Here is a 22,291-nt window from a genome sequence, read left to right as displayed (position 1 = left end):
AATACATCAAGACATTTCGTCAAGACGAACAAATTGCAGGTTTCTTGCCTGCAGTTGGTTTAGCACTTCCTCTAAAGCTTGCAGCATAAAATAAGGAGCATGCCGGTCCGCGCCCACAGTCTCACCACTGTCGTGAAGTAGGACAACGGAGCCATCGGTGATTCCACCTAACAGAGTGGCCTGCATCCGGGTTTGACAGACCCGGGTGTTCCAGTCGCCTGCCTTCAGCGACCATAGAACAATTCGATACTGTTTGTATCGAAAGAAATCAAATAGATTGATTAATCCCCAGGGTGGACGGTAATGATTGGGTCGGGTTCCGACAATAGACTCTATAATATCAGCAGAGCGGTCCAGATGTTCTCGCCTAATAGTACGGGGCAGCATCAGCCAGTTAGAGGTATGACAATAATTATGGATGCCAATCTGATGGCCTTCCCGATCCATTCTTCTGATCAGGTCTGGATACTGCTCCGCTCTCGATCCTAGCACGAAAAAAGTAGCCTTCACTTGATGCAACTTCAATAAATCCAGCAATATCGGCGTATATTTCGGATGTGGCCCATCGTCAAAAGTGAATGCCACCTGTTTTTTTACCGTTCCTTTGCGAAAGACACCAAAGCCGCTCACTCGCGTAATCAAACTCGGAATAAACATGTAAAGAGTGGCGGTACATAGTATCCCTCCTATTAAATATGTAAGAATAATTACACCTCCATATAACAAGCTTAAGACTTATCCAGAATAGTTCTGTCCGGGTGAGAACCGACTCTTCAGTGAGGCCCGTGAATGAATCAGTAGCATCGGGACCAGTTGTTCGGTTCGCCGACTGATTCTGTGTCTCCCTTCCGGATGCATAGCAGACAGCAGCAATCGAAGATAAATGGTGGTGATGCGTTCAAAAACACCGGACTTTATATTTTGTTGTTCAAAACCAAGACCGTGTGTTAATCCCCGATGGAGCAGTGTAATCCCCAATAAAGCCTTGACCTGCCTGAACTCGGACTGCGATTCGAAGGCTTCATTGATTTGCTGCATTGATTTACGCAGCATGCGAGCCGTTTGGAGTGCAGCACGATCCGATCCTTCGGACTGGATCAACTTCAGGATGCTTCCATTATCGAGGTGGAGCTCTCCCACCCACTCCCCCTGGTTGATGACCGTGGTGTCCTGGCATACAATTGGCTGTCCCCGGTGTTTTTTTAGCATCACGGTACATATACCAAAACTCGACTTATGCGATCCGCGAAAATGTGAAAGCAACGCAAAAGCTTTTTCCCACATCATCCAGACGGATTGCACTGTGGTTTTACGTATTTTGAAACCCAACTCATCCACCATCCTTAATACGGTTATAGTCTCTCATTTCATACATTGTACATAACGGAACTTTCTTTTTTCTTATCCGATTCTTACAAAAATCTTAAGACTGTTCGACTGCAACAAGGAACATAATGAATCACATTTAATCTTTTTTAACATCTACTTCTATTTGACGTTATTCACCGGGAATTCTCTGCGCGTATATCAAATTTTTAAACAACTATTTTCATTAGGACATAAGCTTCTCCAGACCACATTGCGGGTCCCATGTGACTTCAAAGTAAAAAGGTAACTTCAAATGAAGTTACCTTGAATAAACAATCGTTATGATGTCATTTCATCGTTTTTTGTTTATTGATCACAAATTTACTAGCTGTTTAACTCCCCTGCTTCCTCATGATGAATAAGACATGCTACTATCAACCCAATGCACAGAATACATTCCAATAGAAGAAATGTAATTAAATAACTTGCATGATTCATCAATTGAAGCGAGATAATCGGACCAAAGCTTGTGCCTGTAAACAATATAAAAGTATATACAGATACAGCTATCCCGCGCATCTTGCCGCCCACTTGCCCAACAAGCGAAACAAGTGAAGGAACGGCTAGTGCGATCCCCCCACAAAAAGGATGCTCATCACAATAAGCAGCGGCAGATTAGAAATCATCCCCATAGACGCCAAACCAATGATCGCTAGCAGCAATCCACCGCGAAGCGTTATACCTACGCCGACATGCTTGGATATTCTTCTTGCCAATGGAGAAACAAGCATAAGGCAGAGTTACCTAACATCATGTATTATTGCTTTCCATTAACGTACCTATTCTTGCCACACCACTCTTGAGCGCCGCTCGAATAACCGCTTCCCGGATACGTTCCACTACCCGTGGATCAAACGCATTCGGCATAATATAAGTTTCATGAAGATCACTGGCGTCAATTACTGAAGATATCGCCTCTGCAGCAGCCAGTTTCATATCTTCATTGATTTCAGTGGCGCCACAGTCAAGGGCTCCACGAAAAATACCGGGAAAACAGAGAACATTATTGATTTGGTTAGGAAAATCGGAGCGCCCTGTCGCCATAACCTTGACGTAAGGCGCGGCAATTTCAGGATCAATCTCCGGAGTAGGATTGGCCATGGCAAATACAATCGGATCAGCAGCCATTCTTTTTACATCACCTAGCTTTAAGGCACCAGGGGCGGATAGTCCGATAAATACATCGGCACCCTGAATAACTTCAGATAAGGAACCTATCTCCAGATGTGGATTTGTAATTAGTGCAAACTCGCTCCAATGCGATTTATCGTAATGGACAGCACGGTTAATTGCGCCCTGGCGGTCCACACCGATCAAATTTACAGCACCGGCATGCAGGAGCATCTTGGATACGGCGATACCGGCAGCTCCAATACCGTTCACCACTATCTTTACATTCTTAATGTCCTTGTTGCATACTCTTAACGCATTCAAAATTCCAGCCAGTACCACAATCGCCGTTCCATGCTGATCGTCGTGGAAGACTGGAATATCGAGCTCCTGCTTCAGTCTCGCTTCAATTTCAAAGCAACGAGGCGAAGAAATATCTTCGAGATTAATGCCTCCGAAGGTAGGGGCAATTGCTTTGACAATCGCGATAATTTCTTCGGTATCTTTTGTATCCAGACAGATTGGGAAAGCGTCCACATCTGCAAACTGTTTGAACAACGCTGCTTTGCCTTCCATGACCGGCATGGCTGCTTTGGGACCGATATCGCCAAGTCCGAGTACAGCTGTTCCATCACTAACGACAGCCACCGAATTTTTCTTAATCGTATATTCGTATGCTTTATCTTGGTCTGCGGCGATAGCCTGACACACTTTAGCTACTCCGGGTGTATATACCTTGGATAAATCCTCCATGCTTCGAATAGGGTTCTTCAAGCCGGTCTCCAGCTTGCCGCCAACATGCATCTTCATTACTTCATCCATTATTTTCATTACTGTTCCTCCTGTTAATTGCAATATATTTTTCTCTATAAGCTTTCTGGATGTATGCTTGACATCCTAATCAGCTCCAAAACCGCAATAGAATAGTTGCCACAATAACAGTGCTGACGCCACCGATCCGGGTGGAGATCTGGGCAAATGGCATGAGCTGCATACGATTGGAGGCAGAGAGAATGGCTACATCTCCGGTTCCACCCAAGCCGCTATGGCAAACGGTTACAATTGCCGCATCGACAGGGTACATATTGATTTTTCTTCCCACAAAATAGCCGGAAACCACCATGCTGAAGACGATGGCGAGGCAGGTCAGCACATAAGGTAGAGAGATAATGGCAGCTACATCCTTCAGAGGAACGTATAGCATGCCCAAACCTACCATGAGCGGCCATGTCAAGTTACCAGCAACGAACTTATACAACTGGTAAGCCCCATTTTCGAATCTTTCGGGAAGCGCCTTGACACATTTGATCAGTACGGCCATCAGAATCATGACAATCGGTCCGGGTATCCCTACATAATCTGCAAGCAATGCCCCAACAATGAAGAAACTGCATGCGATCAGAAGTCCCGCACCCATCATCATGAAATCTTTGGGTTTGCTATCCGGATTGTCATGCTGTAGATCGTCACCGGATTTGACTAATGTACCGTTACCGCTTAGATGGGGCTTTTTCTCGCCCAGACGTTTCAGGAAGCCCGCCACAATGATGGCGAATACGTTGCCGATAATTGCCGACGGGATCATCTGCGATACGTAATAACCCGCTTCGTGTCCACCCAGAATGCTTGAGTATGCAATCGAGAGAGGAAGAATGCCTTCACCGATTCCACCGCCAAGGATCGGTACGATAATAAAGAAGAAAGTATGATACATGCTATAACCTGTGAGCATTCCTACCAGTAGTCCGCCGAGAACCGCTGCAATCGTCCCGACGATCAGCGGGATGAAGATCCGCGTAATACCCGCTACCAATGTTTTGCGGTGCATGCCGAGCATACTGCCACTCACCAGGATGGAGATGTACAAGTACAGGAAGTTTGCCTCTTTCATCAATGTAGTGACAGCGTCTGTCACAGTAGAGTTGAACAAATTCAAGTAAATCAGCAGGGATGGGATCATAAGGGCCATGATTGCGGGGCCGCCTATATTTTTCAACAAGGGAAGTTTCATACCGATATCACTCAGCAGAATACCCAGAACCATAATGACAGCGAACCCTCCAATCATGTCATTCGGTAGCTTCCCGGCCACACTTGCAAGAAGAATGACCACTGCCAGAGCTAGATACACAGGGAGCGGAAAGACACCGACCTTAAATTGCTTACATTTTTGAATGAAGGCAGCCTTTTCTGGCAGGGGACCTTCCTTTCCTTTGGAAACAGGTGATGGAATCGTATTTTGCATTTTTCATTTCCTCCTAAACTCTTTTCTAGCCTTATAGTAGCGGAAATGAAAGCGCTTTTGTTTTTACGTAATTATTGATTGAATTATAAAAATTATTAAAGTAAGCGCTATCAAAAATAAGCAATCAAAAACCGCCGATTCCTTATAAAACTCGGAACCGGCGGCCCACTCCAAAAGGCTATATGAATTTAGAAATCACAGAACTACCGCGGGAAGACATGCGATATCGCTGTACAGGCCTTCCAATGGTGCCATAGGTCAATTCACTGTTCAGCGCTCCCATATCCGCGAGGACGGCAAGATATTTCCCGACCGAAACCCGCGAAATTCCGGAACTAACTGCAATCTCTTCAGTGCTAAAGGAATTTGCATTATGGGTCTCCACCGCTTTCCAGACCGTCCGAAGTGTATGCCGGGTAAAGCCCTTAGATAAATCCTGAACGACCGAGGGCTCTTTCCTATACCCGGTTAGCTTATCTAGTTCAGACTGATCCAGGGAATCCTGATTACGGAACAGGAAATGCTGCTCCTTGTAGGCGGAAAGGGCTGCGAGAAACCGTTCAAACTCAAACGGTTTGATAAGGTAATCGACTGCACCGTTCTGAAGCGCGTCTCGGATACTGTCCTTATCGCTCGCAGCCGAAATGATAATCACATCTATTCGTTTGCTGCCTCGACGGAGAGCGGACAGCAGCTCCAATCCATTGCTCTCTTTCATGTAAATATCCAGCAGAATCAGCTCGAAAGACTCATCTGCCAATTTGATCAGAGCTTCACCCACTGATTTTGCCCAGCCTTTACACTGAAAACCTTCCACTTGCTCCAGATAGAATTTATTCATCTCGGCTACCATCGGATCATCTTCTACAATCAATACACTAATCATTGACCATCACTCTTTGCTCGATAGGGTAAACTAACCGTAAATCGGGTCCCTTCTCCCTTTCCTGTTTCACAAACAATCTTACCTCCCATAGCTTTAAGGCTCCGCTCAACCAGATACAAGCCTATGCCTCGGTCATGTCCTTTTGTCGAATACCCCTGTTGAAAAATATACGGCAATTTCTCATCTGGGATACCGCTTCCATTATCGCTAACCGTAACTATCAGCGTCTTATCCTGATATTGAAAGCTGAAATGAATATATTTGCTGCCTCTACCTTCCGGCGCTTCCATTGCATTATCCAAAAGATTACCGACTATCGTAATGAGTTGGCAGGAGCGTTCCGGATCGCTAGGCTCCGGCAGAACCCCATCCTCCAGAAGCACCAGTCGAACTCCGGCTTCTCTGGCCCGGCTCAGCTTACCCAATAGAAATCCCGCCATCACAGGGTCCTTCACTTGTCTCACCACCGTTCCCATCTCTGCCTGTGTTGTTGTGACAGTACTTGTTATATACGCCTCCAACCGATCATACCTTTTCATATGTGTTAATCCTAATATTACATGCAGCTTGTTCATAAACTCATGCGCCTGGGCACGCAATGCCTCAGCATATAAGGAGATGCCAGATAACCTTTCCATAAGTATGCTGATCTCCGTCTTATCACGGAATGTGGCAATTGCACCTTCTACAGCTCCCTTTACATGAATGGGAACCACGTTTGCCAGTAACGTAACACCGCTATGCTCCACCTCCAAGTCCTGGCTGGCTTCACCGGTTTTGAGCACTGTATTCATCCGCAGTGATGGCCAAAAGCTCTCTACCGACTGGTTCAAGGGATCATCCTGCATGCCAATGGCTGCAAGCAAACGCCTGGCTTCTGTATTAATCAAAGTAATACGTGACTCTTTATCAACGGCAATGACTCCCTCCCTAACTGACTGTAGCATGGAGTTACGCTCTTCCAAAAGCTTAGCAATAGCGGCCGGTTCCATGCCAAACATCATTTTTTTGATAACACGTGCCAGCAGAAATGCTCCCGCAGCCCCTATTAGACTGCCTATAAGCAATCCCCAATAAAGGATTCCCACGTTCTCTCTTATGGCAAGTCTGATGTTTCCCAGTGATATCCCTACTGCCACCGCTCCTAATTGTTTCCCACTTGCAGAGAAGACAGGTGAAAACGCTCTTACAGATGGGCCCAAAGAACCCTCGGCTTCCGAAATGCTTTCCTGCCCCTGCAAGACTGCGGCTTCGTCGCCACCGATAAAATGCTTACCAATTTTGTCCTTGTCCGGATGGGAATATCGGATCGCATTCATATCCATGACCACAACAAATTCCACATTGTTCAACAATCGGATTTCCTCAGTGTAGCTTTGCAATTCAGACGAGCTGCGTGATTTGTTTAACGCTTCAATAATTAGAGGGTTACGCGATAACGTACGGGAAATGATCACAGCCTTTTGTTCCAACGAGGATTTTGTTTGTGAGGAAACCTTTATACTAAATAGCACATAGACCACTAGCAGCATTATGATAAGAACTGCACCAATCATCAAAGTAATTGTTGTTTGCAGCCGAAGTGTATGTTTGCCAATTTTCATCAGCTGTCCCTCCGGAAATTTTTCTTCATTCTAACGTATACGTGCAAGGCTGGCTATGACCTTATACGCTACACCTTTATAATAAAACAACAAACGCATGGCTAAGATGAGCCCAAGCGTTTGTTTGCCTAGCCGAAAAGAGGCAGGGGGATAACTTATTGTGCTTTTACGAATTCAGCGGATTTTATACCCGTTTGGCGGCCGAAAATAATGATTTCCGCAACAGAGTTACCGCCGATCCGGTTTTGACCATGCAAGCCTCCGGTAACTTCGCCTGCTGCAAAAAGGCCTGGAATCGGTTGTCCGTCTTTATTTAAAACTTCTGTGTTGGTGTTGATTTTCACGCCTCCCATCGTGTAGTGAATTCCCGGGCCGATTTTAATTGCATAATATGGCGCGCCGGACAAGTCATTGTCCATTCCGGTTGTTCTGCCGAAGTCGGCATCCTGTTTATTCGTCACCGCGCTGTTCCAGGTCTCTAGTGCAGTTTTCAACTGATCTGCCGGTACGTCCATTTTTGTTGCCAAAGCCTCGATCGAATCTCCTTCGATAACGAAGCCCATTTTTTCATATTGTTCAATCGCTTTAGCGCGAGATTTTACGCCGGAATCAAATACAAGAAACGCAGACTTCTCAGGAAGCTTATTGATTGCAGCGGTGACATTATCTCTTGTATCCAGTTCGTTTGTGAAACGTTTGCCTACACTTGAAACCAGGATCGCTCCTTCCCCACGAACAGCCTCCCCAATGAGATAGGATTTTTCCTGCTGCACAGTCGGGTGAACTTGGATTTGATCCATATCGACTGTGGTACCGCCGAGCTTCTCAATCATCTTGATACCGTCACCGGTGCTGCCCGGCTGGTTGGTGGTAACGTACCCCTCCAAATCAGATCTGACTCCTGAAATCATGTCTAAATTGGCGCCGAAACCGCCGGTTGTCACCACGACAGCAGACGCTGTAATCGTTTTCTCTTCCGTTTGGTCAAAGATAACTTTGACGCCATTGACCTTACCGTCTTTTTCGGTAATTTCCTTGACATTGGCGTTCACAAAAAGGGGAATGCCTTGTTCTTGTACGTTTTTCACCAAGCCTTTGACAAGGTATTGTCCTACTGCAGAGCCATCTTCAGGACGGTGTGTGCGTTTTTCTTTCATCCCGCCTGTAATCGTGATATTATTCAATCTAATCCCGATAGAATCCAGCCAATCAATCGCACTTGCGGAATTGTCTACGAAGAAACGAAGCATCTCTTTATCGTTCGTATCATGGCCACCTTTTAAGGACTCTTCATAAAACAGATCATTGCTGTCTTCAATGCCTTGCTCTTTTTGAAATTTCGTTTCAGAAGCATTCATTCCCGAAGATGATTTTGTTGTATTTCCGCCGGCAACCGGCATTTTTTCAAAAATAACCGGGTTCATACCTTTTGCTCTCGCCTCAAGTGCAGCAGACATTCCGGCACCGCCTGCACCAATAATGATGATGTCATATTTATCTTTTAGTTGATCGTACGGTGTATAGCTAGCTTTGGATGCTCCCGAAACGGCTTCAGTTTCCTTTGTCTCGTTGATCTTGCTGGTGTTCTTGTTCCCGTTTCCATTGCTGCTGTTGCTGTTGCCACATCCTGTGATAACAAGCATGACTGAGAGAACGAGAATAAGAGCAGTGGTTACTTTTTTATTCATGTTATAGCTTTGCCCCCTTGTGAATATTTTTACAATCAGCTTAACGGCAAAGGCCCTGCTCTTGAAAGTTTATGTAACTAAAAAAAACGTTTTGTAACTAAATTAATCACTGCAATGTGTACGAAAGACCACCGGTTAGGGGCATGGCTCAAAAAAAGAAGAGCCTTTAGGCTCTCCTTCGTTTACAAGATCGCTTTCATCCGATTGTTTCTTGGATTATGCTCTACTTCCGCAAGACCCAATTCTTCGAGCAACGGTGGGATATACATTCCGAATCGCCCCCGAAGTCCCTTCTTTAATCCATACCAACCGCCAACAGGGTTTTCAGGTGAACGCCCCCATGCTTCAACGGTACCTTCTTTTGCTGGTTTTTGCTCATCAGCACTTCCTAACTCCATCCAATCACCATTTTGTACAAGCATGGCGTGCAGATCTTCAATACAGCGATAGTCATAATGCAAAACCGTTTTCCCTACAGTGCAAACTATAATTTCTTTACCGTCTTTTTGGACCTTGTACATTTCATACTCGGATGTTTGCGGTGGTGTCTTTAATTTCCAAGGATTTTCCTTGGTTCCTGTAGCTGTCGACATATTTTCAACTCCCAAAGTAACTCACAAAATTAGTAAGTTCTAATCATATTATTATATTTGCATCACCTTACTATACTTCATTCCCTTTATTCATCCTACTCGTATAAGGAAGCTGGCACTATTATTCCAAGCTATTCAACTCCACCACATCTCCGCTAGTAGCCTTCAAAGCATAATTACAATCTAACTTCCCGCACAGCACATACTTCTTCTGCTCAGGATCATACACATAGACGGGTGTTAATTCGAACCATCCCTTGAGCTTGTCATAAGCTTCGTCATGGCTCACAGCAATTTCCCCTTCGCTCTTGAACTCATCAAACATATCGAGCATTGGCTTGTTATCCATATAATTTATAACCTTATAATTCTGCACATCGATGAACAGGAGGATCTTACGCTGGAATATACGATTACTTGGCGCCTTCATCCTCAGTGTTGCCTGAATATGTCCTCTTTCCCGTTGTAAAGTCTTCAGTATCCATTGTCCGGATTCATCTGGATAGAGCTGGCTTAAACCAGCTTCGACTGCGGCTATACATTCGGCTTGTTCTGCGTCTGTGATAGGAAATGAGTCCGGATGCGGCTCACTAGCTATTGCCTGCTCAATGGTAACAACCTCAAGTAGACGTATCTCCGTCCTTTCGAACGGCTCCAGCTCCGTATTCTGTTGCTCCCAATGGATTACTTGATCAATATTCAGTCGTGCTCTCGTACCTGATATAAACTCAAATGGGATGGTGGTTGTTCCGTCATTTGTAATGTAGATTTCTTCTATCCCATAGATCGACAGGAGTTGCTTCGTCTCGTACACCGGATATTCTATAAGCTGTAGTTGTTTCCTCGCCTGTGGCTCTATCGTTTGAAGTGTGAGAGTATAGTTCTCTTTATGCACAAGGGAGCTGGAAGGAAACTGGCCATATACACTGTAAAAAACAAGCCTGCCTTCCGCATCGAAGCGAAGCTCGATCCGTCCACCAGGAGTGACTGGTATGCTACCTATTTTTTCAATAAAATGATATTCTCCAATCTGTTCCTTCTCTAAGTGAAATTGTTTACCGTATACAATCCTTGCCTCATCTTCAATCCACCGGATGACTCCGTTAAAATCTATATCTTGGAATGGTGTCCCATTCGCATAAGATATCCCGCCAACAAAAATCACACTTTTATAGTTGCGGGATTGTAGGTCAATCGTGATGACGGCAGTTCCTTCCGGATTGTAATCGCCCTTCCATTCCTTCATATGTGCAGGAAACCATTCCATACTAAGAAAATAGTTGGTCTCTCCCAGTATCGTAACGTCGCGATAAATTTCATGAGAGTGTAAGTAGTAGTTGTCCAATCCATATTTTTGCTGTGTAGCATCAAGCAGTTCTTTGATTCGAATATCCATCATAGTGCACCCCATAAAATTGATGCCTACATCATACCATTACTTAGCGTTGATTACGAAGCGCAGCAGCGAATATTGGAGTCGATTGTTACTTATTAAATAGTAAAATCTTCTGAATATACTACATGCTCATACAATGGGCTTTGGTGATGTTCAGAAAATGATCAGTAGCTTGGGTTTTAATAATGCAGAGTGTAATAATATTTTGCACAACCTTCACCAGAATTCTATACGTGAATAATAACTAAAAATTTTTAATGGAGGTAAATCATCATGAATGACATCATCGATGGAAATGCGGCATTAATACAATTTTTCCCACTTCCAGCGCATCTTTATAGTAAGGATATTGCTTGTATTGCAACTGTTGCTTATGCAGAAGAGCAGGGACCAAATTTAACGGGCCTCATAAATGCTCTATACTGCAAGGGATATATAAACCTTGATCACCTACTAAATTCCACATGGAAAAAACTATACCAAGTTCCGAGGTTGGGACACAAAAGACTGATGCTTCTACTTCGTTTACTAGAACGAATTTCTGCAGATCCCAAGACCATAGAAAACCATACCATTGTCCCTCGTGTTACAATGCAGAGTAAAAAGGATATGAAAGAATTAACTTTAAAGAGGATTATAAAAAAGTATAACGAAACATCTGTGGTGGTATTAACTGAAGCTACCGAAAAAGAAGCTCGTATAAAGAAAATTAAAGATAGACTCCGTGAAATGGGGTTGATTATATAACAATATCCCGCCAATAATCACTGATGGGAATCTTTTTTATGATCGATTTGGCTTGTGTGCCTGGATTACCTACCAACGAAATGCAATATACTTGCATGAAAAAACTCAAGCGGCATTACGCTTGAGTTTTTAAGATGTATTACAAATTGTTAATAATTTTTTTAAGCTCTTTTGCCGGTACTCCTGCAACGACAGTATTCGCTGGAACATCTTTAGTGACAACTGCTCCTGCCGCAACAACAGAGTTATCTCCAATCGTCACCCCGGGCAGTATGGTAGCGTTTGACCCAATCCATACATTGTCTCCAATGATAACTGGAGAGGGATAGGTTACATTTCTCGTTTCTAAAGGTAACCCATGATTAAGAGTAGCAATCGTGACATTCATACCAATCATTGTACCGTCCCCTATATTAATTCCACCTCTATCTTGGAAGGAACAGCCTATGTTGAAAAACACATTCTTCCCTACAGTGATATTTTTCCCAAAATCTGTATAAAACGGCGGAAAACACATAAACGACGAATCAACTTTATTGCCTGTAAGTTCACTAAAAATCTCCACTATTTCTTCTTTTGAATGATAGGATGTATTCAATTCCATGGTGATCTTTTGAGCTTGATAACTGCATTGAGTTAATAATCCATACAATTCTTTATCCTCACCCGAAATTGAATTTCCCTTCTTACAAAAATCAATAAATTCTTTCATCTCCATTTTTAAAAATCACCAGCCCAATTTAATTATACTTCTGATAATTCGATTCATATGTTAGCGACCTTGTTCACATCCCTTTTCATTCACATCATAAGTTGATATGATTCAAATGACTAATACTTATACCAAATACACTCTTATGCCTTTTAAGCATAGATATAATAAGGAGACTGTTATGGAAATTCGTGTATTACGCTATTTTATTGCTGTAGCGAATGAAGAGAATATATCGGCTGCTTCAAAACAGCTGCATTTGTCCCAACCTACATTATCAAGACAATTAAAAGACCTTGAAATGGAATTAGGAGCAACTTTATTTGAAAGAGGTAATCGGAAAATTACTTTAACAGATGAAGGGAAGTACTTATTTAAAAAAGCGAAGGAAATCGTTGAGCTAGTAGATAAAACCGAAGCCAGTTTTAAAGAATCGAAAGAACTGATTAGCGGAGAAATTCACATTGGTGGTGGTGAAACAGAAGCTATGAATTTCATTGCCAAAGCATCAAAAGAATTACTTGAACATTATCCAAGTATTCAATTTGATTTATACAGTGGTAATGCTGACGATATTACTAGTAGGTTAGACAGTGGATTATTAGACTTTGGCATTGTCATAGAACCCACAGATAAACAAAAATATGATTATATAAAATTACCTGCTACTGATGTTTGGGGTGTTTTAATGCGCAAAGATAGTCCTCTAGCGTACAAGCAGTTCATCCAGCCAATAGATTTAATAAATAAACCACTGTTAATTTCACGTCAAACTGCTGTCAGTAACGAATTCACAGGATGGTTTGGAGCGAATATCGAGGATCTCAATATTGTCGCAACTTATAATCTACTTTACAATGCTGCCCGAATGGTAGAAGAAAATATTGGATATGCATTGTGCTTGGATAAACTTATTAATACATCAGGAGATAGCAAGCTTTGCTTTAAACCTTTAAACCCCAAATTAGAGGCTAATTTAAATATTATCTGGAAAAAACATCAAGTGTTTTCTAATGCAGCAAATAAATTTTTAGCTCAGCTACGAAACAATATAAAAATATACAATTCATAACTGTAGACAATAACCCTGAAAAAGCGATCCCCCCAGTCGTAACGTGTGTTTGTATGTTAGCTTATCTTCAAAACGCAAGAAAAGCCCAAGCTTTTTTCTCAGCTTGAGCTTAGTCTTACAATATTAAATGTTGTGCCCTAACCAATGACACACAGCACTCCATATGTCTCAAGTGTTAAGCACCCATATTAACCTACGACAACGCCAACATCGCATTCATATCTTCCTCGGCAGTTGTAATCAGCTTCAATCCAAAGAGCTCTACCAACACATCCAACACCCCATCCGAGATAAACTCAGGCGGTTTCGGTCCGATGCGAATATCCTGAATGCCAAGACTGAACAAACCAAGCAGAATGGCTACTGCTTTCTGCTCAAACCAAGACAGCACGATACTGACAGGTAGCTCGTTCACCGTACAATCAAATGCCTCAGCCAGAGCTAAAGCAATCTTCACCGTAGAACCAGAATTATTACATTGCCCAAGGTCAATATAACGCGGAATGCCTGTGTCTCCAACAGTTCCATAATCTACGTCATTAAAGCGGAATTTTCCGCAAGAAGTGGTTAAAATGACGGTATCGTTCGGTAAGGAGGTCGCCAACTCGCGGTAATAATTCCCACCTTTACCTGGCGCGTCACAGCCTGCAATGACGAAAAACCGGCGGATATGCCCATCTTTGACAGCTTGAATGATCTCTGGTGCCAGCCCGATTACTGTTTCATGATGATATCCTGTCGTAAGTACCAGATCTGACTCTACATCAGCCGCAGGTAATGACAACGCACGATTAATCAGTGGGGAGAAATCGTCATTCGTGATTTTCGCTACACCTTCCAGCCCTGCTACTTCATATGAGAAAAAGCGGTCTGCATACGTACCCTTAATCGGCATCACACAGTTTGTAGTTGCAAGAATCGCACCAGGAAACTGCTCGAAAAGTCTGCGTTGATCGTACCAAGCTTTGCCGATGTTGCCTTTCAGATGTTTATACTTCTTGAGCGCAGGATAGCCATGGGCAGGTAGCATTTCCGAGTGGGTATAGATGTTGATGCCCTTTCCTTCCGTCTGCTGCAGCAATTCCTCGAGTGCATACAGGTTATGCCCTGTCACCACAATACATTGACCTTCAATTTTATTCTGGCTGACTGTGATTGGTTGTGGAATCCCGAAGCGGTCCGTATGCGCACGATCCAGCAGATCCATGACGCGAACCGCCGCATCTCCAACCTTTATCGCCATTTCCAAATGCTCCTGCGTATTAAAGTTGGAATTGGTCAAGGTCATGTACAAAGCTTCGTGGGTAATACGATCCACTTCAGGATCGCTATATCCTAGCTGCCGAGCATGTGTTGCATAAGCTGCAATTCCTTTTAAGGCAAAAATCATCGTGTCCTGTAAACTCGCAATGGTTTCATTTTTTCCGCATACTCCAACAACGGTGCAACCGCCAGTCGGTGTCTGTTCACACTGGTAACAAAACATATCGTTATCCTCCATATTTAGATAATCTTTCGTTACTCTCAACGTAACAGAACACCAAACCTTGAGTTGTGATTACACACACATTTTTTTTAGATCAAGCAGATTTAAATGGCCGTCTATTGATAACAACCATCATTATACTAACGCCTATACAAATGAAAAGATTAATCCCAAAAACCATTTTGAACGCCTGAAGCGGACTCTCCTGTCCTAACTCTCCACTCACCATTCCAAGTCCAAGTGCTGAGCCAAACACCATCCCCGCATTTCGTGTTAAGGCAATTATTCCTCCAATTGAACCTACGTGTTCCTTAGGCGTCTGCTGCATAATATAGCTATTATTCGGAGAAGCAATGAGCCCCATCCCAAGTCCAATAAGACATAGAATCGCAGCGACTCCATAGACTGGGATATTCTCTAAAAATACTAGCAACAGGACGAACCCGCCTCCCATAGCACTCAGCCCCATAAGCATCAGCCGACGAGAACCATAACGATCGGACCAGTAGCCTGCAAGAGGACCTGCAAAAGCCAATGCAATGGGATAAGCCGCCATAATGTAACCGGTCGTGGAGGACGAAAACTGAACCGCTGCTCCCATCAAATAAAATGGAATAAGGACAAGCAAGGTATTAGAAAGAATAAAAGAGGCACAGCTAACGATCAAGCCACCCGCCACAGAAGGAATTCTCAGCGCCCGAAGAGGTAAAAAAGGTGTCTTTTGCCTCCGTTCCCATAATAGAAACGTGACCAACAGCAGGATAAACCCCATCAAACTCGCCATCGTCTGCGTAGACACCCAGCCCCACTTGCTCCCATTTGTTATCACGAGAAGAAGCAAGGTGATCCATACCATGAACAAGCTAGCCCCCACGATGCTGACTGTTCCCAGCTTACGATCTTGCACACGGCTCGGAATGTACCGGTAAGCCATAACTGTAGCCACAATTGCCACAGGAACATGGATCAAAAATAGCCACTGCCAGCTGAGCCACTCCGCAATCAACCCTCCCGCAATAGGGCCTGTCATCCCGCCCAGTGCGACAGCCGTACTCAGAATTCCGAGTGCATGTCCTCTTTTCTCTTTCGGCATATGGATGGTGATGAGCGCAATATTCGTTGCTTGGAACATCGCAGCACCTATGCCCTGCACAACTCTAAGCGTAAGCAATATTGGCAGATTAGGTGAAAAAGCGACCAAGATCGAACCAACTGTAAAAATCACATATCCGAGATTATGAATGCGGCGAAACCCATAACGATCACCCAGTTTTCCCATCACAGGGAGAAGCGCAGTAATCACTAGTAGGTACCCTGTTGTGATCCACAAACCCTTTGCAAGCTCCGTCTGAAAATGATTTACAAAAAAAGGAAGCGATACATTCATAATTCCGGCTGTAAAATGGGAAATAAAAGCTCCCATACAAATAGCCGCCATCATACCCAACCGCCGCCTGCGGGTGCCCGCTAGCTCTGTATTTTTTGCAACAATCATACCGATCCCGTCCCCACTCATATTTGTCTAAGAATTACTAACAATTATAAGTAGATCCATTGCCAGGACCAATCCCATAAAGATGGGATATGAGAATCAAGCTCCATTAGTGAAAAAGCAATCTGATCAATCTAAATTTGCATTCAGATTAAAGCACACACCTACCTAGAATAAATTCCTAAATCAGGGAGAAGATAAAAATCACTTAACATCTAATTTATTAAGGAGAACTGCATGCGGAAATTTTTCAGCCCCAAGATACCTCCGGCAAATCCTAAGCTGCATCCACAAACAGAAACCAAAAATGAGCTTTCAAACAAGGATCCTTTGTCCCATGCCATCTCTGAATCTCTCGAGGACAATTTGCAGATGATTAGCGATTGTTTTGCCAATTGTTCAGATCTAAAGATTATCCCTTGGAATTATGGCCCTGATCTTAGCTATCAAGCCTTGGCAATCTACTTCAATACACTTACCAAGTCTGACCCTACAAATCATTTTAAAGATACTTTGCAAAATCTAGTTCCGCATGAGCTAGGTCCCACCTCAGATGTAAATGTTAAAGATGTCATCTCTTTCTTTGAACAAAATGGGGTTACTTCCCCACTCCTTGAATTGATGGACAATATCAATCAGGCCGTTAAGGGAATTCTTGACGGAAAGGTTGTAATTCTCTTTGATGGCTGGCAGAAAGCAGTCGCATATTATGCCCTTGATGTTGAGCAGCGTCAAACCTCTGAGCCTATTACTGAGCCAACCGTACAGGGCCCACACATCAGCTTTATAGAAAGCTTGGAGCGTAATATTGGTGTTATTCGTAGCTTATTAAAGACTACTAATCTTAAGTTTGAATTCTTCACTTCCGGTAAGCAGGTTCAAAGAACGTTGTCCTTTGGTTACCTGGATGGAGTAGTGAAACCAGAAACATTACAACAGTTCAAGCAACGCATAGCTGATATCGAAAAGGAAGAGATTATTGACGTATCCTATCTCGAAGAGTGGATCGGGGATTCTCTCTACTCTCCCTTTCCACAAGTCCGCTACACAGAACGACCAGATACAGCTATAACCGCTCTACTTGACGGGAAAATTATTGCTATGGTAAACGGAAGTCCTTCCATATTGATATGTCCTGGAAATTTCATGGAATTTTTTACGAATAGCGAGGATTATTACTACCGAACCATTTTTTCATCTTTAATACGGTTGATTAGAGTGGCTGCCTTCATTATCGCGCTGTTATTGCCTAGCACCTATATTGCGTTATCTAATTTCCATTCCGAACTAATTCCCACTGTTTTGCTACTTGCCATTCTTAACACGCGCGAAGGCATTCCCTTTCCTGCCTTGATCGAGGCATTAATCATGGAATTTTTCTTTGAGCTATTAAGAGAGGCGGGCATACGCTTGCCTAGACCGATCGGGTCAGCCGTCAGCATCGTTGGTGCATTGGTCATAGGACAAGCAGCTATACAATCGCAAATTGCCTCTCCGGTTATGGTTATTGTCGTCGCCTTAACGGGGATTGCCTCTTTTGCGCTCCCTCAATACAATATGGCCATTGCACTACGGATCTTGCGGTTTCCATTAATGATTCTTGCGGCAACGTTCGGAGGGCTTGGGATCATGGTTGGTTTTATACTGATTTATCTTCATCTGACTACCTTGCGTTCATTAGGCGAGCCGAATTTAGACTCGTTGGCTCCACTTGACCTTAAAAAAGTACGTTTTTCAATTTTCGTTCTGCCGAGAAAGCTACTGCTTCATTCACCTCGTAGTCGTCATTTATATAAAAAGACTTCAGGAAGGAAGTAGATATAGTGAAACGACTTACTACCATGCTAATCTGCCTTCTTGTTCTCAGCCTAACTAGCGGATGCTGGGATAATAAAGAACTTGACGAGTATGGGTATGTACAAGCAGTAGCCATTGACCAAGGTGAAGATGACCGTTTTATGATAACGACTCATTTCTATAATCCTTCCACCAAAATTGAAATGGGGCAGTCAGGGAATCCAGCTTCCAAGGGGATTAATATTTCAACGAGTGGAGAGACCTTTTTTGAAGCCATACGAGAGATCCCTGCAAAATTCGGCCGCAAAGCCAAATGGGATCATATGCGTGTCATTTTAATCGGTGAACAATTAGCTAGAAACGTGAACATAAGGGAAGTGCTTGATTTTTTCTCTAGGGATCAAGAGCCACGTGGTACCGTTCTTCCCCTCATTGCTGAACAAGCGGCGGCGCCTTTTTTAGATGTAAGTCCGTTTATTGAACAAACCATTGGTCAACAGTATAAGAGAATGGAGACGAGTGGTGCTCTTTATGCCGCAAAAACTTCCAAAATCCCTCTCTATGAGCTGGCTATTCAAATGTGCAGTCCCTCCAACACTTCTGTTCTACCTTACCTGCATAAGACCAGTGTAGATAATAAAGCAATAATATCAGGACTAGCGCTAATACAAGACGGGAAAATGGTAGAACTTCTGAAGGAGAAAGATACTGAGGCGTTCATGATGCTGATGGACAGATATATCTATGGAGCCTTAGAATTCCCTTGCACCAATGAGACCGAAAATGCGCTGCGAAAAAAGGAATCTCTTGAAGTGCTCACCTTCAACAGTAAACTTACTCCAACTGTGAACAATGGTTCTGTTTCCGTCGGTGTAAAAATTGCAATTGAAGGTACAATCGGAGAATTACGCTGTTCACATTTAAAAACATCTAAAGACATGAAACAATTTGAACAGCGAATTGTAGCTCAGATAGAACAGCAGGTGAAACATACTACCGATTTTTTTAAAACAAAAAAAGTAGATGCACTTGGAATTGGTAATCAGATCTATCAAAGAAATCCGCAACAGTGGAAACAATTAGAGCCGGTATGGAAGGAAAAGATTGCTCAGACTGAATTCGATATCAATGTTGAAGTCAAAGTGTTAAGCACTGGTATGAACTCAGGTACAATATTCGGGACAAAGGAGTAGTAGCTATGCTGGGACAAATTATCTGTGTACTGCTATTAGCTTCCGCTATGCTAGCCCATGACCTCCCAAAGTTTAGACAGGCCTCCGTTCGTGATCGAGTGGTCTATGGAGTCCTTCTGCTGCCGGTTCTTTATCTCGGGTTTATCTTCATAGCAGCAAAGCCATGGCCTAATTTGGACTCGCTCTTCAATCTACTTACGGGTCCAGCTGAACACATCGTCCATTGGATCAACCCGGCTATTTCATAAGTGTATAGAAAGAGGAGGAACGTATGAATAAGCAAGAACGTGTTAGCTCTATCCAAATGTCCATGCTGTTTCTCTTCTTTATGACAGGCTCTTCAATCGTCATCGTCCCTGCTTCACTAACTAACTTTGCTGGCAATGGAGCCTGGATTTCTCTCATCATTGCCTCGGCCACAGGAATGCTTCTGCTATCCGGTATTCTATATTTAAATAGACGAGCTCCAGAGCTATCACTTGTGGAACAAAGCCGCGCTGTGCTTGGAAATGGGCTGACTCTCGTTCTATTACTTCCTTTCACATGTGTTTTGTTTTGGAATGTCGCAGGAATTGTCATTGAGATCGGTACCTTTTTCAAAAGTACGATGTTAAAAGAAACGCCTACTTATGCGGTAAATACGATGTTTTTTATAACGATTGCCATGACAGCGCTCGCTGGCATCGAAGTAATTGCCCGTATGGCCGCAGTCTTAATGTCTCTAATGTTCGGATTTATTATCTTGGTCTGGATTCTTGTAGCAGGTTTGTATCATCCCGAATACCTGCTGCCCATCATGCCTGATGGAGTTAGACCTATCCTGAGTGCTGCATATGTAGTCTATGGTTTTCCCTATTCCGAGCTAATCGTTTTTTCAATAATTTTACCGTTTGTGCATAAAGAAGATAAATCAAAGCTAGGAAAACAAATGTATCTGGCACTCCTTATAAATGCTCTGACGTTAATTGCTTCTGTCATTAGCAGTATTATGGTACTGGGACCCCTGTCCGGAAGCTTAAAATATTCATTGTACCAGTTGGCGAGGTTAATTTATTTTCAGGAAACTATAGAACGGGTCGAGTCCGTGATCGGTTTTTCATTAATTATTGGCTTTTATTTCAAGGCTTCAATCCTGCTGCTTATTCTTATTAAAGTCATGAAGGAGCTTCTCAGATTGGAAAATGAAAGACTGATTGTCTTCCCGCTTGCTTTTATTTGCCTTCTGCTGTCAGTAACGACTTACACACAAGAATCTGAGCTCACAGAAATCGTAAACACTACTTGGCCGTTGATCACTAATTTGGCATACATCCTGCCTTTTCTTCTGATTCTGTTGGTCACTTTTATTCGATTCCACATGAAAAAGCATAAGAATCAACAGTTCTGATCCAATTTTAGATTACAGTTATATATTATCTGCCTAAGCTTGCCTTCTTCGCAATTCGGAAAGTAGCTAAAAAGCTTAAAATTACGAAAAAAAGCTGGATCGATAAGGCCAAGAGAATTCCTGTCATTACGCCCCATCCAAAGGATTCACTAACGGTAATTAGGGCACCGCCTAATCCGATGCTAAGTGCAGGACTAAACGCATCAATAAATTGAATATTCGCTGAAATTGAACCTGCATCGCCATCTTCGGCATGCTGTAGTGCAATGGCTCCCGTGGTTGGATGTGCCAGCCCTATTCCAAAACCGGTAAGTATTTGTGAGAACACTGCGAGCACGATTCCATTACCTGAAATGCCTATCACGGTTATGACCAGTGCAACTCCGACAATCATAAATGCAACGCCAATCATCACCCGTTGTCTACGGCCCCTCCCATGGTCTTGTTCATCAAGCTTGGATTGCAGCCACGCTGCTATTGACCAACTTATAGCCCCAGCAGCAACGATTAAGCCCGCAACATCTGCCGATAACCCTTTAACATTTGTTAGAGCTAGAACAACGTAGGTTTCAACAGCATAGTAGCATGCAACAAACAGCCCTCTAGTAACAATGGTTGCCGACAAACCTTTTTTAACTACTAAAGCACCCTCTGGCAGCAGTTTCCGTAAAGGTTGAATCATAATAAAGCCCCCTGCAATTGAAATCACAATCCCCTTCCAAGAAGGTAAAAATCCTAATCCTGCTAATAGCAGCCCTGTTCCTAATGTTAATAAAATTGCGTATATTTCTTTATACGTCCCTCTTTTCGTCGATGAAGCATTATTATTTTCAGCTTGTAACTTACGAAATAATGGGAGCGTTAAGCATACAGATAGAACAATGAACGGCAGAACAAGCCAGAACACAAACTTCCACGAAAGATTTTCGGCTAAAAACCCTGCGATATAAGGACCAATTAATGCTGGAAGAATATAAGCACTAGAGAAAGCTGCAAGTATTTTTGTTCTTAGACTGTCAGGGTAACTTAAAGTAATGCTGGAGTATACACAAGTTAAAAGTGCACCTGCTCCGAAACCTTGAAAAGCTCTTCCGCCGATCAACATGTAAATATTGAAGGAAGTTGCTGCAATGATGATACCCGTAACAAAGATTAGAATAGAAACTACAAATGATTTATATACACCATTCTTATCAATCTGCTGTCCAATGACCATTGTGCCAATGATTTGGGATAAAAGAAATGCACTAAAAATCCAACCATAATAATGGATCGCATTCAAACTTTGCGCCACCTTTGGTGCAATCGTCGTAACCCCCAATCCTTCAAATGCTACTGTTGTGACTGCCAGAATAATACCGATAGTCAACGCTCTGTACTGGGCATCAAAAATCCCGATTTTATTATTGCTTATTCTCATCTTTGAATCCTCCTTATAATTGTCGAAGCATTAGTTGCCATAGCAAGTATTGGATAATAAACAAACGATTCAAAACAAATGGTCTTGACGATAAT

General features: G+C 43.1%; 19 protein-coding genes and 1 pseudogene. 6 read left to right on the top strand and 14 right to left on the bottom strand.

The features are described 5' to 3' along the window. Nucleotides 1–6 precede the first annotated feature (6 nt). The 10 genes and pseudogenes from ACFWMP_RS11410 to ACFWMP_RS11365 form a co-directional block, all read right to left on the bottom strand. Complete coding sequence (locus ACFWMP_RS11410; RefSeq protein ID WP_197071321.1) at nt 7–657, bottom strand: polysaccharide deacetylase family protein; 651 nt, start codon at nt 655–657, stop codon at nt 7–9. Between the two features lie 78 nt (nt 658–735). Then, nucleotides 736–1,341, bottom strand: a complete 606-nt coding sequence (locus ACFWMP_RS11405) for a YkoP family protein (protein WP_379423745.1) — start codon at nt 1,339–1,341, stop codon at nt 736–738. A gap of 351 nt (nt 1,342–1,692) precedes the next feature. Continuing rightward, a pseudogene (locus tag ACFWMP_RS11400) lies at nt 1,693–2,099 on the bottom strand (MFS transporter); the annotation flags it as partial. A gap of 19 nt (nt 2,100–2,118) precedes the next feature. Further along, entirely contained in the window at nt 2,119–3,309 is a 1,191-nt protein-coding gene (locus ACFWMP_RS11395) for an NAD(P)-dependent malic enzyme (protein WP_042189661.1), read from the bottom strand. Between the two features lie 70 nt (nt 3,310–3,379). Continuing rightward, nucleotides 3,380–4,723, bottom strand: coding sequence for a 2-hydroxycarboxylate transporter family protein (locus ACFWMP_RS11390; RefSeq protein ID WP_339242283.1), 1,344 nt, complete (start codon nt 4,721–4,723; stop codon nt 3,380–3,382). A 178-nt stretch (nt 4,724–4,901) separates the two neighbouring features. Further along, a complete protein-coding gene (locus ACFWMP_RS11385; protein WP_042189663.1) occupies nt 4,902–5,609 on the bottom strand; it encodes a response regulator in 708 nt (235 codons plus the stop codon). Next, on the bottom strand, nt 5,606–7,213 hold the full coding sequence (gene dcuS / locus ACFWMP_RS11380) for a DcuS/MalK family sensor histidine kinase (RefSeq protein ID WP_042189665.1): 1,608 nt from the start codon (nt 7,211–7,213) through the stop codon (nt 5,606–5,608). The genes ACFWMP_RS11385 and dcuS overlap by 4 nt, the downstream gene beginning before the upstream one ends. A 155-nt stretch (nt 7,214–7,368) precedes the next feature. After that, nucleotides 7,369–8,901 (bottom strand): flavocytochrome c, encoded by a 1,533-nt coding sequence (locus ACFWMP_RS11375; protein ID WP_339242286.1) that lies wholly within the window; start codon nt 8,899–8,901, stop codon nt 7,369–7,371. A 182-nt stretch (nt 8,902–9,083) separates the two neighbouring features. Next, a complete protein-coding gene (locus ACFWMP_RS11370) occupies nt 9,084–9,494 on the bottom strand; it encodes a DUF6855 family protein (protein ID WP_339242287.1) in 411 nt (136 codons plus the stop codon). Nucleotides 9,495–9,615: 121 nt separating this feature from the next. Beyond that, a complete protein-coding gene (locus ACFWMP_RS11365) occupies nt 9,616–10,893 on the bottom strand; it encodes a hypothetical protein (protein WP_339242289.1) in 1,278 nt (425 codons plus the stop codon). Between the two features lie 270 nt (nt 10,894–11,163). On the opposite strand from ACFWMP_RS11365, the gene ACFWMP_RS11360 reads away from it, so the two are divergent. Further along, entirely contained in the window at nt 11,164–11,637 is a 474-nt protein-coding gene (locus ACFWMP_RS11360; RefSeq protein WP_042189671.1) for a hypothetical protein, read from the top strand. A gap of 139 nt (nt 11,638–11,776) precedes the next feature. Here ACFWMP_RS11360 and ACFWMP_RS11355 read toward each other — a convergent pair whose 3' ends face one another. Continuing rightward, entirely contained in the window at nt 11,777–12,355 is a 579-nt protein-coding gene (locus ACFWMP_RS11355; RefSeq protein WP_339242292.1) for a sugar O-acetyltransferase, read from the bottom strand. Nucleotides 12,356–12,530: 175 nt separating this feature from the next. On the opposite strand from ACFWMP_RS11355, the gene ACFWMP_RS11350 reads away from it, so the two are divergent. Further along, nucleotides 12,531–13,421 carry a LysR family transcriptional regulator gene (locus ACFWMP_RS11350; protein WP_379423744.1) on the top strand — a complete coding sequence of 297 codons (891 nt, stop codon included), beginning with the start codon at nt 12,531–12,533 and terminating at the stop codon, nt 13,419–13,421. 193 nt (nt 13,422–13,614) lie between these two features. On the opposite strand, the gene hcp is transcribed toward ACFWMP_RS11350, so the two are convergent. Beyond that, the gene (gene hcp / locus ACFWMP_RS11345) at nt 13,615–14,907 is read right to left on the bottom strand and encodes a hydroxylamine reductase (RefSeq protein WP_379423743.1); all 1,293 of its coding nucleotides are present in this window, start codon (nt 14,905–14,907) and stop codon (nt 13,615–13,617) included. A gap of 94 nt (nt 14,908–15,001) precedes the next feature. Continuing rightward, nucleotides 15,002–16,402, bottom strand: a complete 1,401-nt coding sequence (locus ACFWMP_RS11340; protein WP_339242298.1) for an MFS transporter — start codon at nt 16,400–16,402, stop codon at nt 15,002–15,004. Between the two features lie 234 nt (nt 16,403–16,636). Here ACFWMP_RS11340 and ACFWMP_RS11335 point away from each other — a divergent pair, with 234 nt between their 5' ends. Genes ACFWMP_RS11335 through ACFWMP_RS11320 form a run of 4 tightly spaced genes read left to right on the top strand, consistent with a single transcriptional unit; the run spans nt 16,637 to nt 20,776 of the window. Next, nucleotides 16,637–18,217 carry a spore germination protein gene (locus ACFWMP_RS11335; protein ID WP_379423742.1) on the top strand — a complete coding sequence of 527 codons (1,581 nt, stop codon included), beginning with the start codon at nt 16,637–16,639 and terminating at the stop codon, nt 18,215–18,217. 5 nt (nt 18,218–18,222) lie between these two features. Continuing rightward, the gene (locus ACFWMP_RS11330) at nt 18,223–19,389 is read left to right on the top strand and encodes a Ger(x)C family spore germination protein (protein ID WP_379423741.1); all 1,167 of its coding nucleotides are present in this window, start codon (nt 18,223–18,225) and stop codon (nt 19,387–19,389) included. Nucleotides 19,390–19,394: 5 nt separating this feature from the next. After that, nucleotides 19,395–19,637, top strand: coding sequence for a hypothetical protein (locus ACFWMP_RS11325; RefSeq protein ID WP_042189679.1), 243 nt, complete (start codon nt 19,395–19,397; stop codon nt 19,635–19,637). 23 nt (nt 19,638–19,660) lie between these two features. Further along, complete coding sequence (locus ACFWMP_RS11320) at nt 19,661–20,776, top strand: GerAB/ArcD/ProY family transporter (RefSeq protein ID WP_379423740.1); 1,116 nt, start codon at nt 19,661–19,663, stop codon at nt 20,774–20,776. Between the two features lie 25 nt (nt 20,777–20,801). On the opposite strand, the gene ACFWMP_RS11315 is transcribed toward ACFWMP_RS11320, so the two are convergent. Continuing rightward, entirely contained in the window at nt 20,802–22,196 is a 1,395-nt protein-coding gene (locus tag ACFWMP_RS11315; RefSeq protein WP_042189682.1) for an MFS transporter, read from the bottom strand. Nucleotides 22,197–22,291 lie beyond the last annotated feature (95 nt).

The sequence above is a fragment of the Paenibacillus sp. NPDC058367 genome, assembly GCF_042723305.1.
Lineage (GTDB): Bacteria > Bacillota > Bacilli > Paenibacillales > Paenibacillaceae > Paenibacillus_AQ.
This window is presented reverse-complemented; position numbering and strand designations above follow the sequence as displayed.

Coding starts and splice junctions, on each gene's coding strand:
- ACFWMP_RS11395 (WP_042189661.1), bottom strand. CDS start 3,309: ATGAAAATAATGGATGAAGTAATGAAGATGCATGTTGGCGGCAAGCTG.
- ACFWMP_RS11340 (WP_339242298.1), bottom strand. CDS start 16,402: ATGATTGTTGCAAAAAATACAGAGCTAGCGGGCACCCGCAGGCGGCGG.
- ACFWMP_RS11350 (WP_379423744.1), top strand. CDS start 12,531: ATGGAAATTCGTGTATTACGCTATTTTATTGCTGTAGCGAATGAAGAG.
- hcp (WP_379423743.1), bottom strand. CDS start 14,907: ATGTTTTGTTACCAGTGTGAACAGACACCGACTGGCGGTTGCACCGTT.
- ACFWMP_RS11325 (WP_042189679.1), top strand. CDS start 19,395: ATGCTGGGACAAATTATCTGTGTACTGCTATTAGCTTCCGCTATGCTA.
- ACFWMP_RS11405 (WP_379423745.1), bottom strand. CDS start 1,341: ATGGTGGATGAGTTGGGTTTCAAAATACGTAAAACCACAGTGCAATCC.
- ACFWMP_RS11375 (WP_339242286.1), bottom strand. CDS start 8,901: ATGAATAAAAAAGTAACCACTGCTCTTATTCTCGTTCTCTCAGTCATG.
- ACFWMP_RS11370 (WP_339242287.1), bottom strand. CDS start 9,494: ATGTCGACAGCTACAGGAACCAAGGAAAATCCTTGGAAATTAAAGACA.
- ACFWMP_RS11410 (WP_197071321.1), bottom strand. CDS start 657: ATGTTTATTCCGAGTTTGATTACGCGAGTGAGCGGCTTTGGTGTCTTT.
- ACFWMP_RS11390 (WP_339242283.1), bottom strand. CDS start 4,723: ATGCAAAATACGATTCCATCACCTGTTTCCAAAGGAAAGGAAGGTCCC.
- ACFWMP_RS11335 (WP_379423742.1), top strand. CDS start 16,637: ATGCGGAAATTTTTCAGCCCCAAGATACCTCCGGCAAATCCTAAGCTG.
- ACFWMP_RS11385 (WP_042189663.1), bottom strand. CDS start 5,609: ATGATTAGTGTATTGATTGTAGAAGATGATCCGATGGTAGCCGAGATG.
- ACFWMP_RS11365 (WP_339242289.1), bottom strand. CDS start 10,893: ATGATGGATATTCGAATCAAAGAACTGCTTGATGCTACACAGCAAAAA.
- ACFWMP_RS11315 (WP_042189682.1), bottom strand. CDS start 22,196: ATGAGAATAAGCAATAATAAAATCGGGATTTTTGATGCCCAGTACAGA.
- ACFWMP_RS11355 (WP_339242292.1), bottom strand. CDS start 12,355: ATGGAGATGAAAGAATTTATTGATTTTTGTAAGAAGGGAAATTCAATT.
- dcuS (WP_042189665.1), bottom strand. CDS start 7,213: ATGAAAATTGGCAAACATACACTTCGGCTGCAAACAACAATTACTTTG.
- ACFWMP_RS11320 (WP_379423740.1), top strand. CDS start 19,661: ATGAATAAGCAAGAACGTGTTAGCTCTATCCAAATGTCCATGCTGTTT.
- ACFWMP_RS11360 (WP_042189671.1), top strand. CDS start 11,164: ATGAATGACATCATCGATGGAAATGCGGCATTAATACAATTTTTCCCA.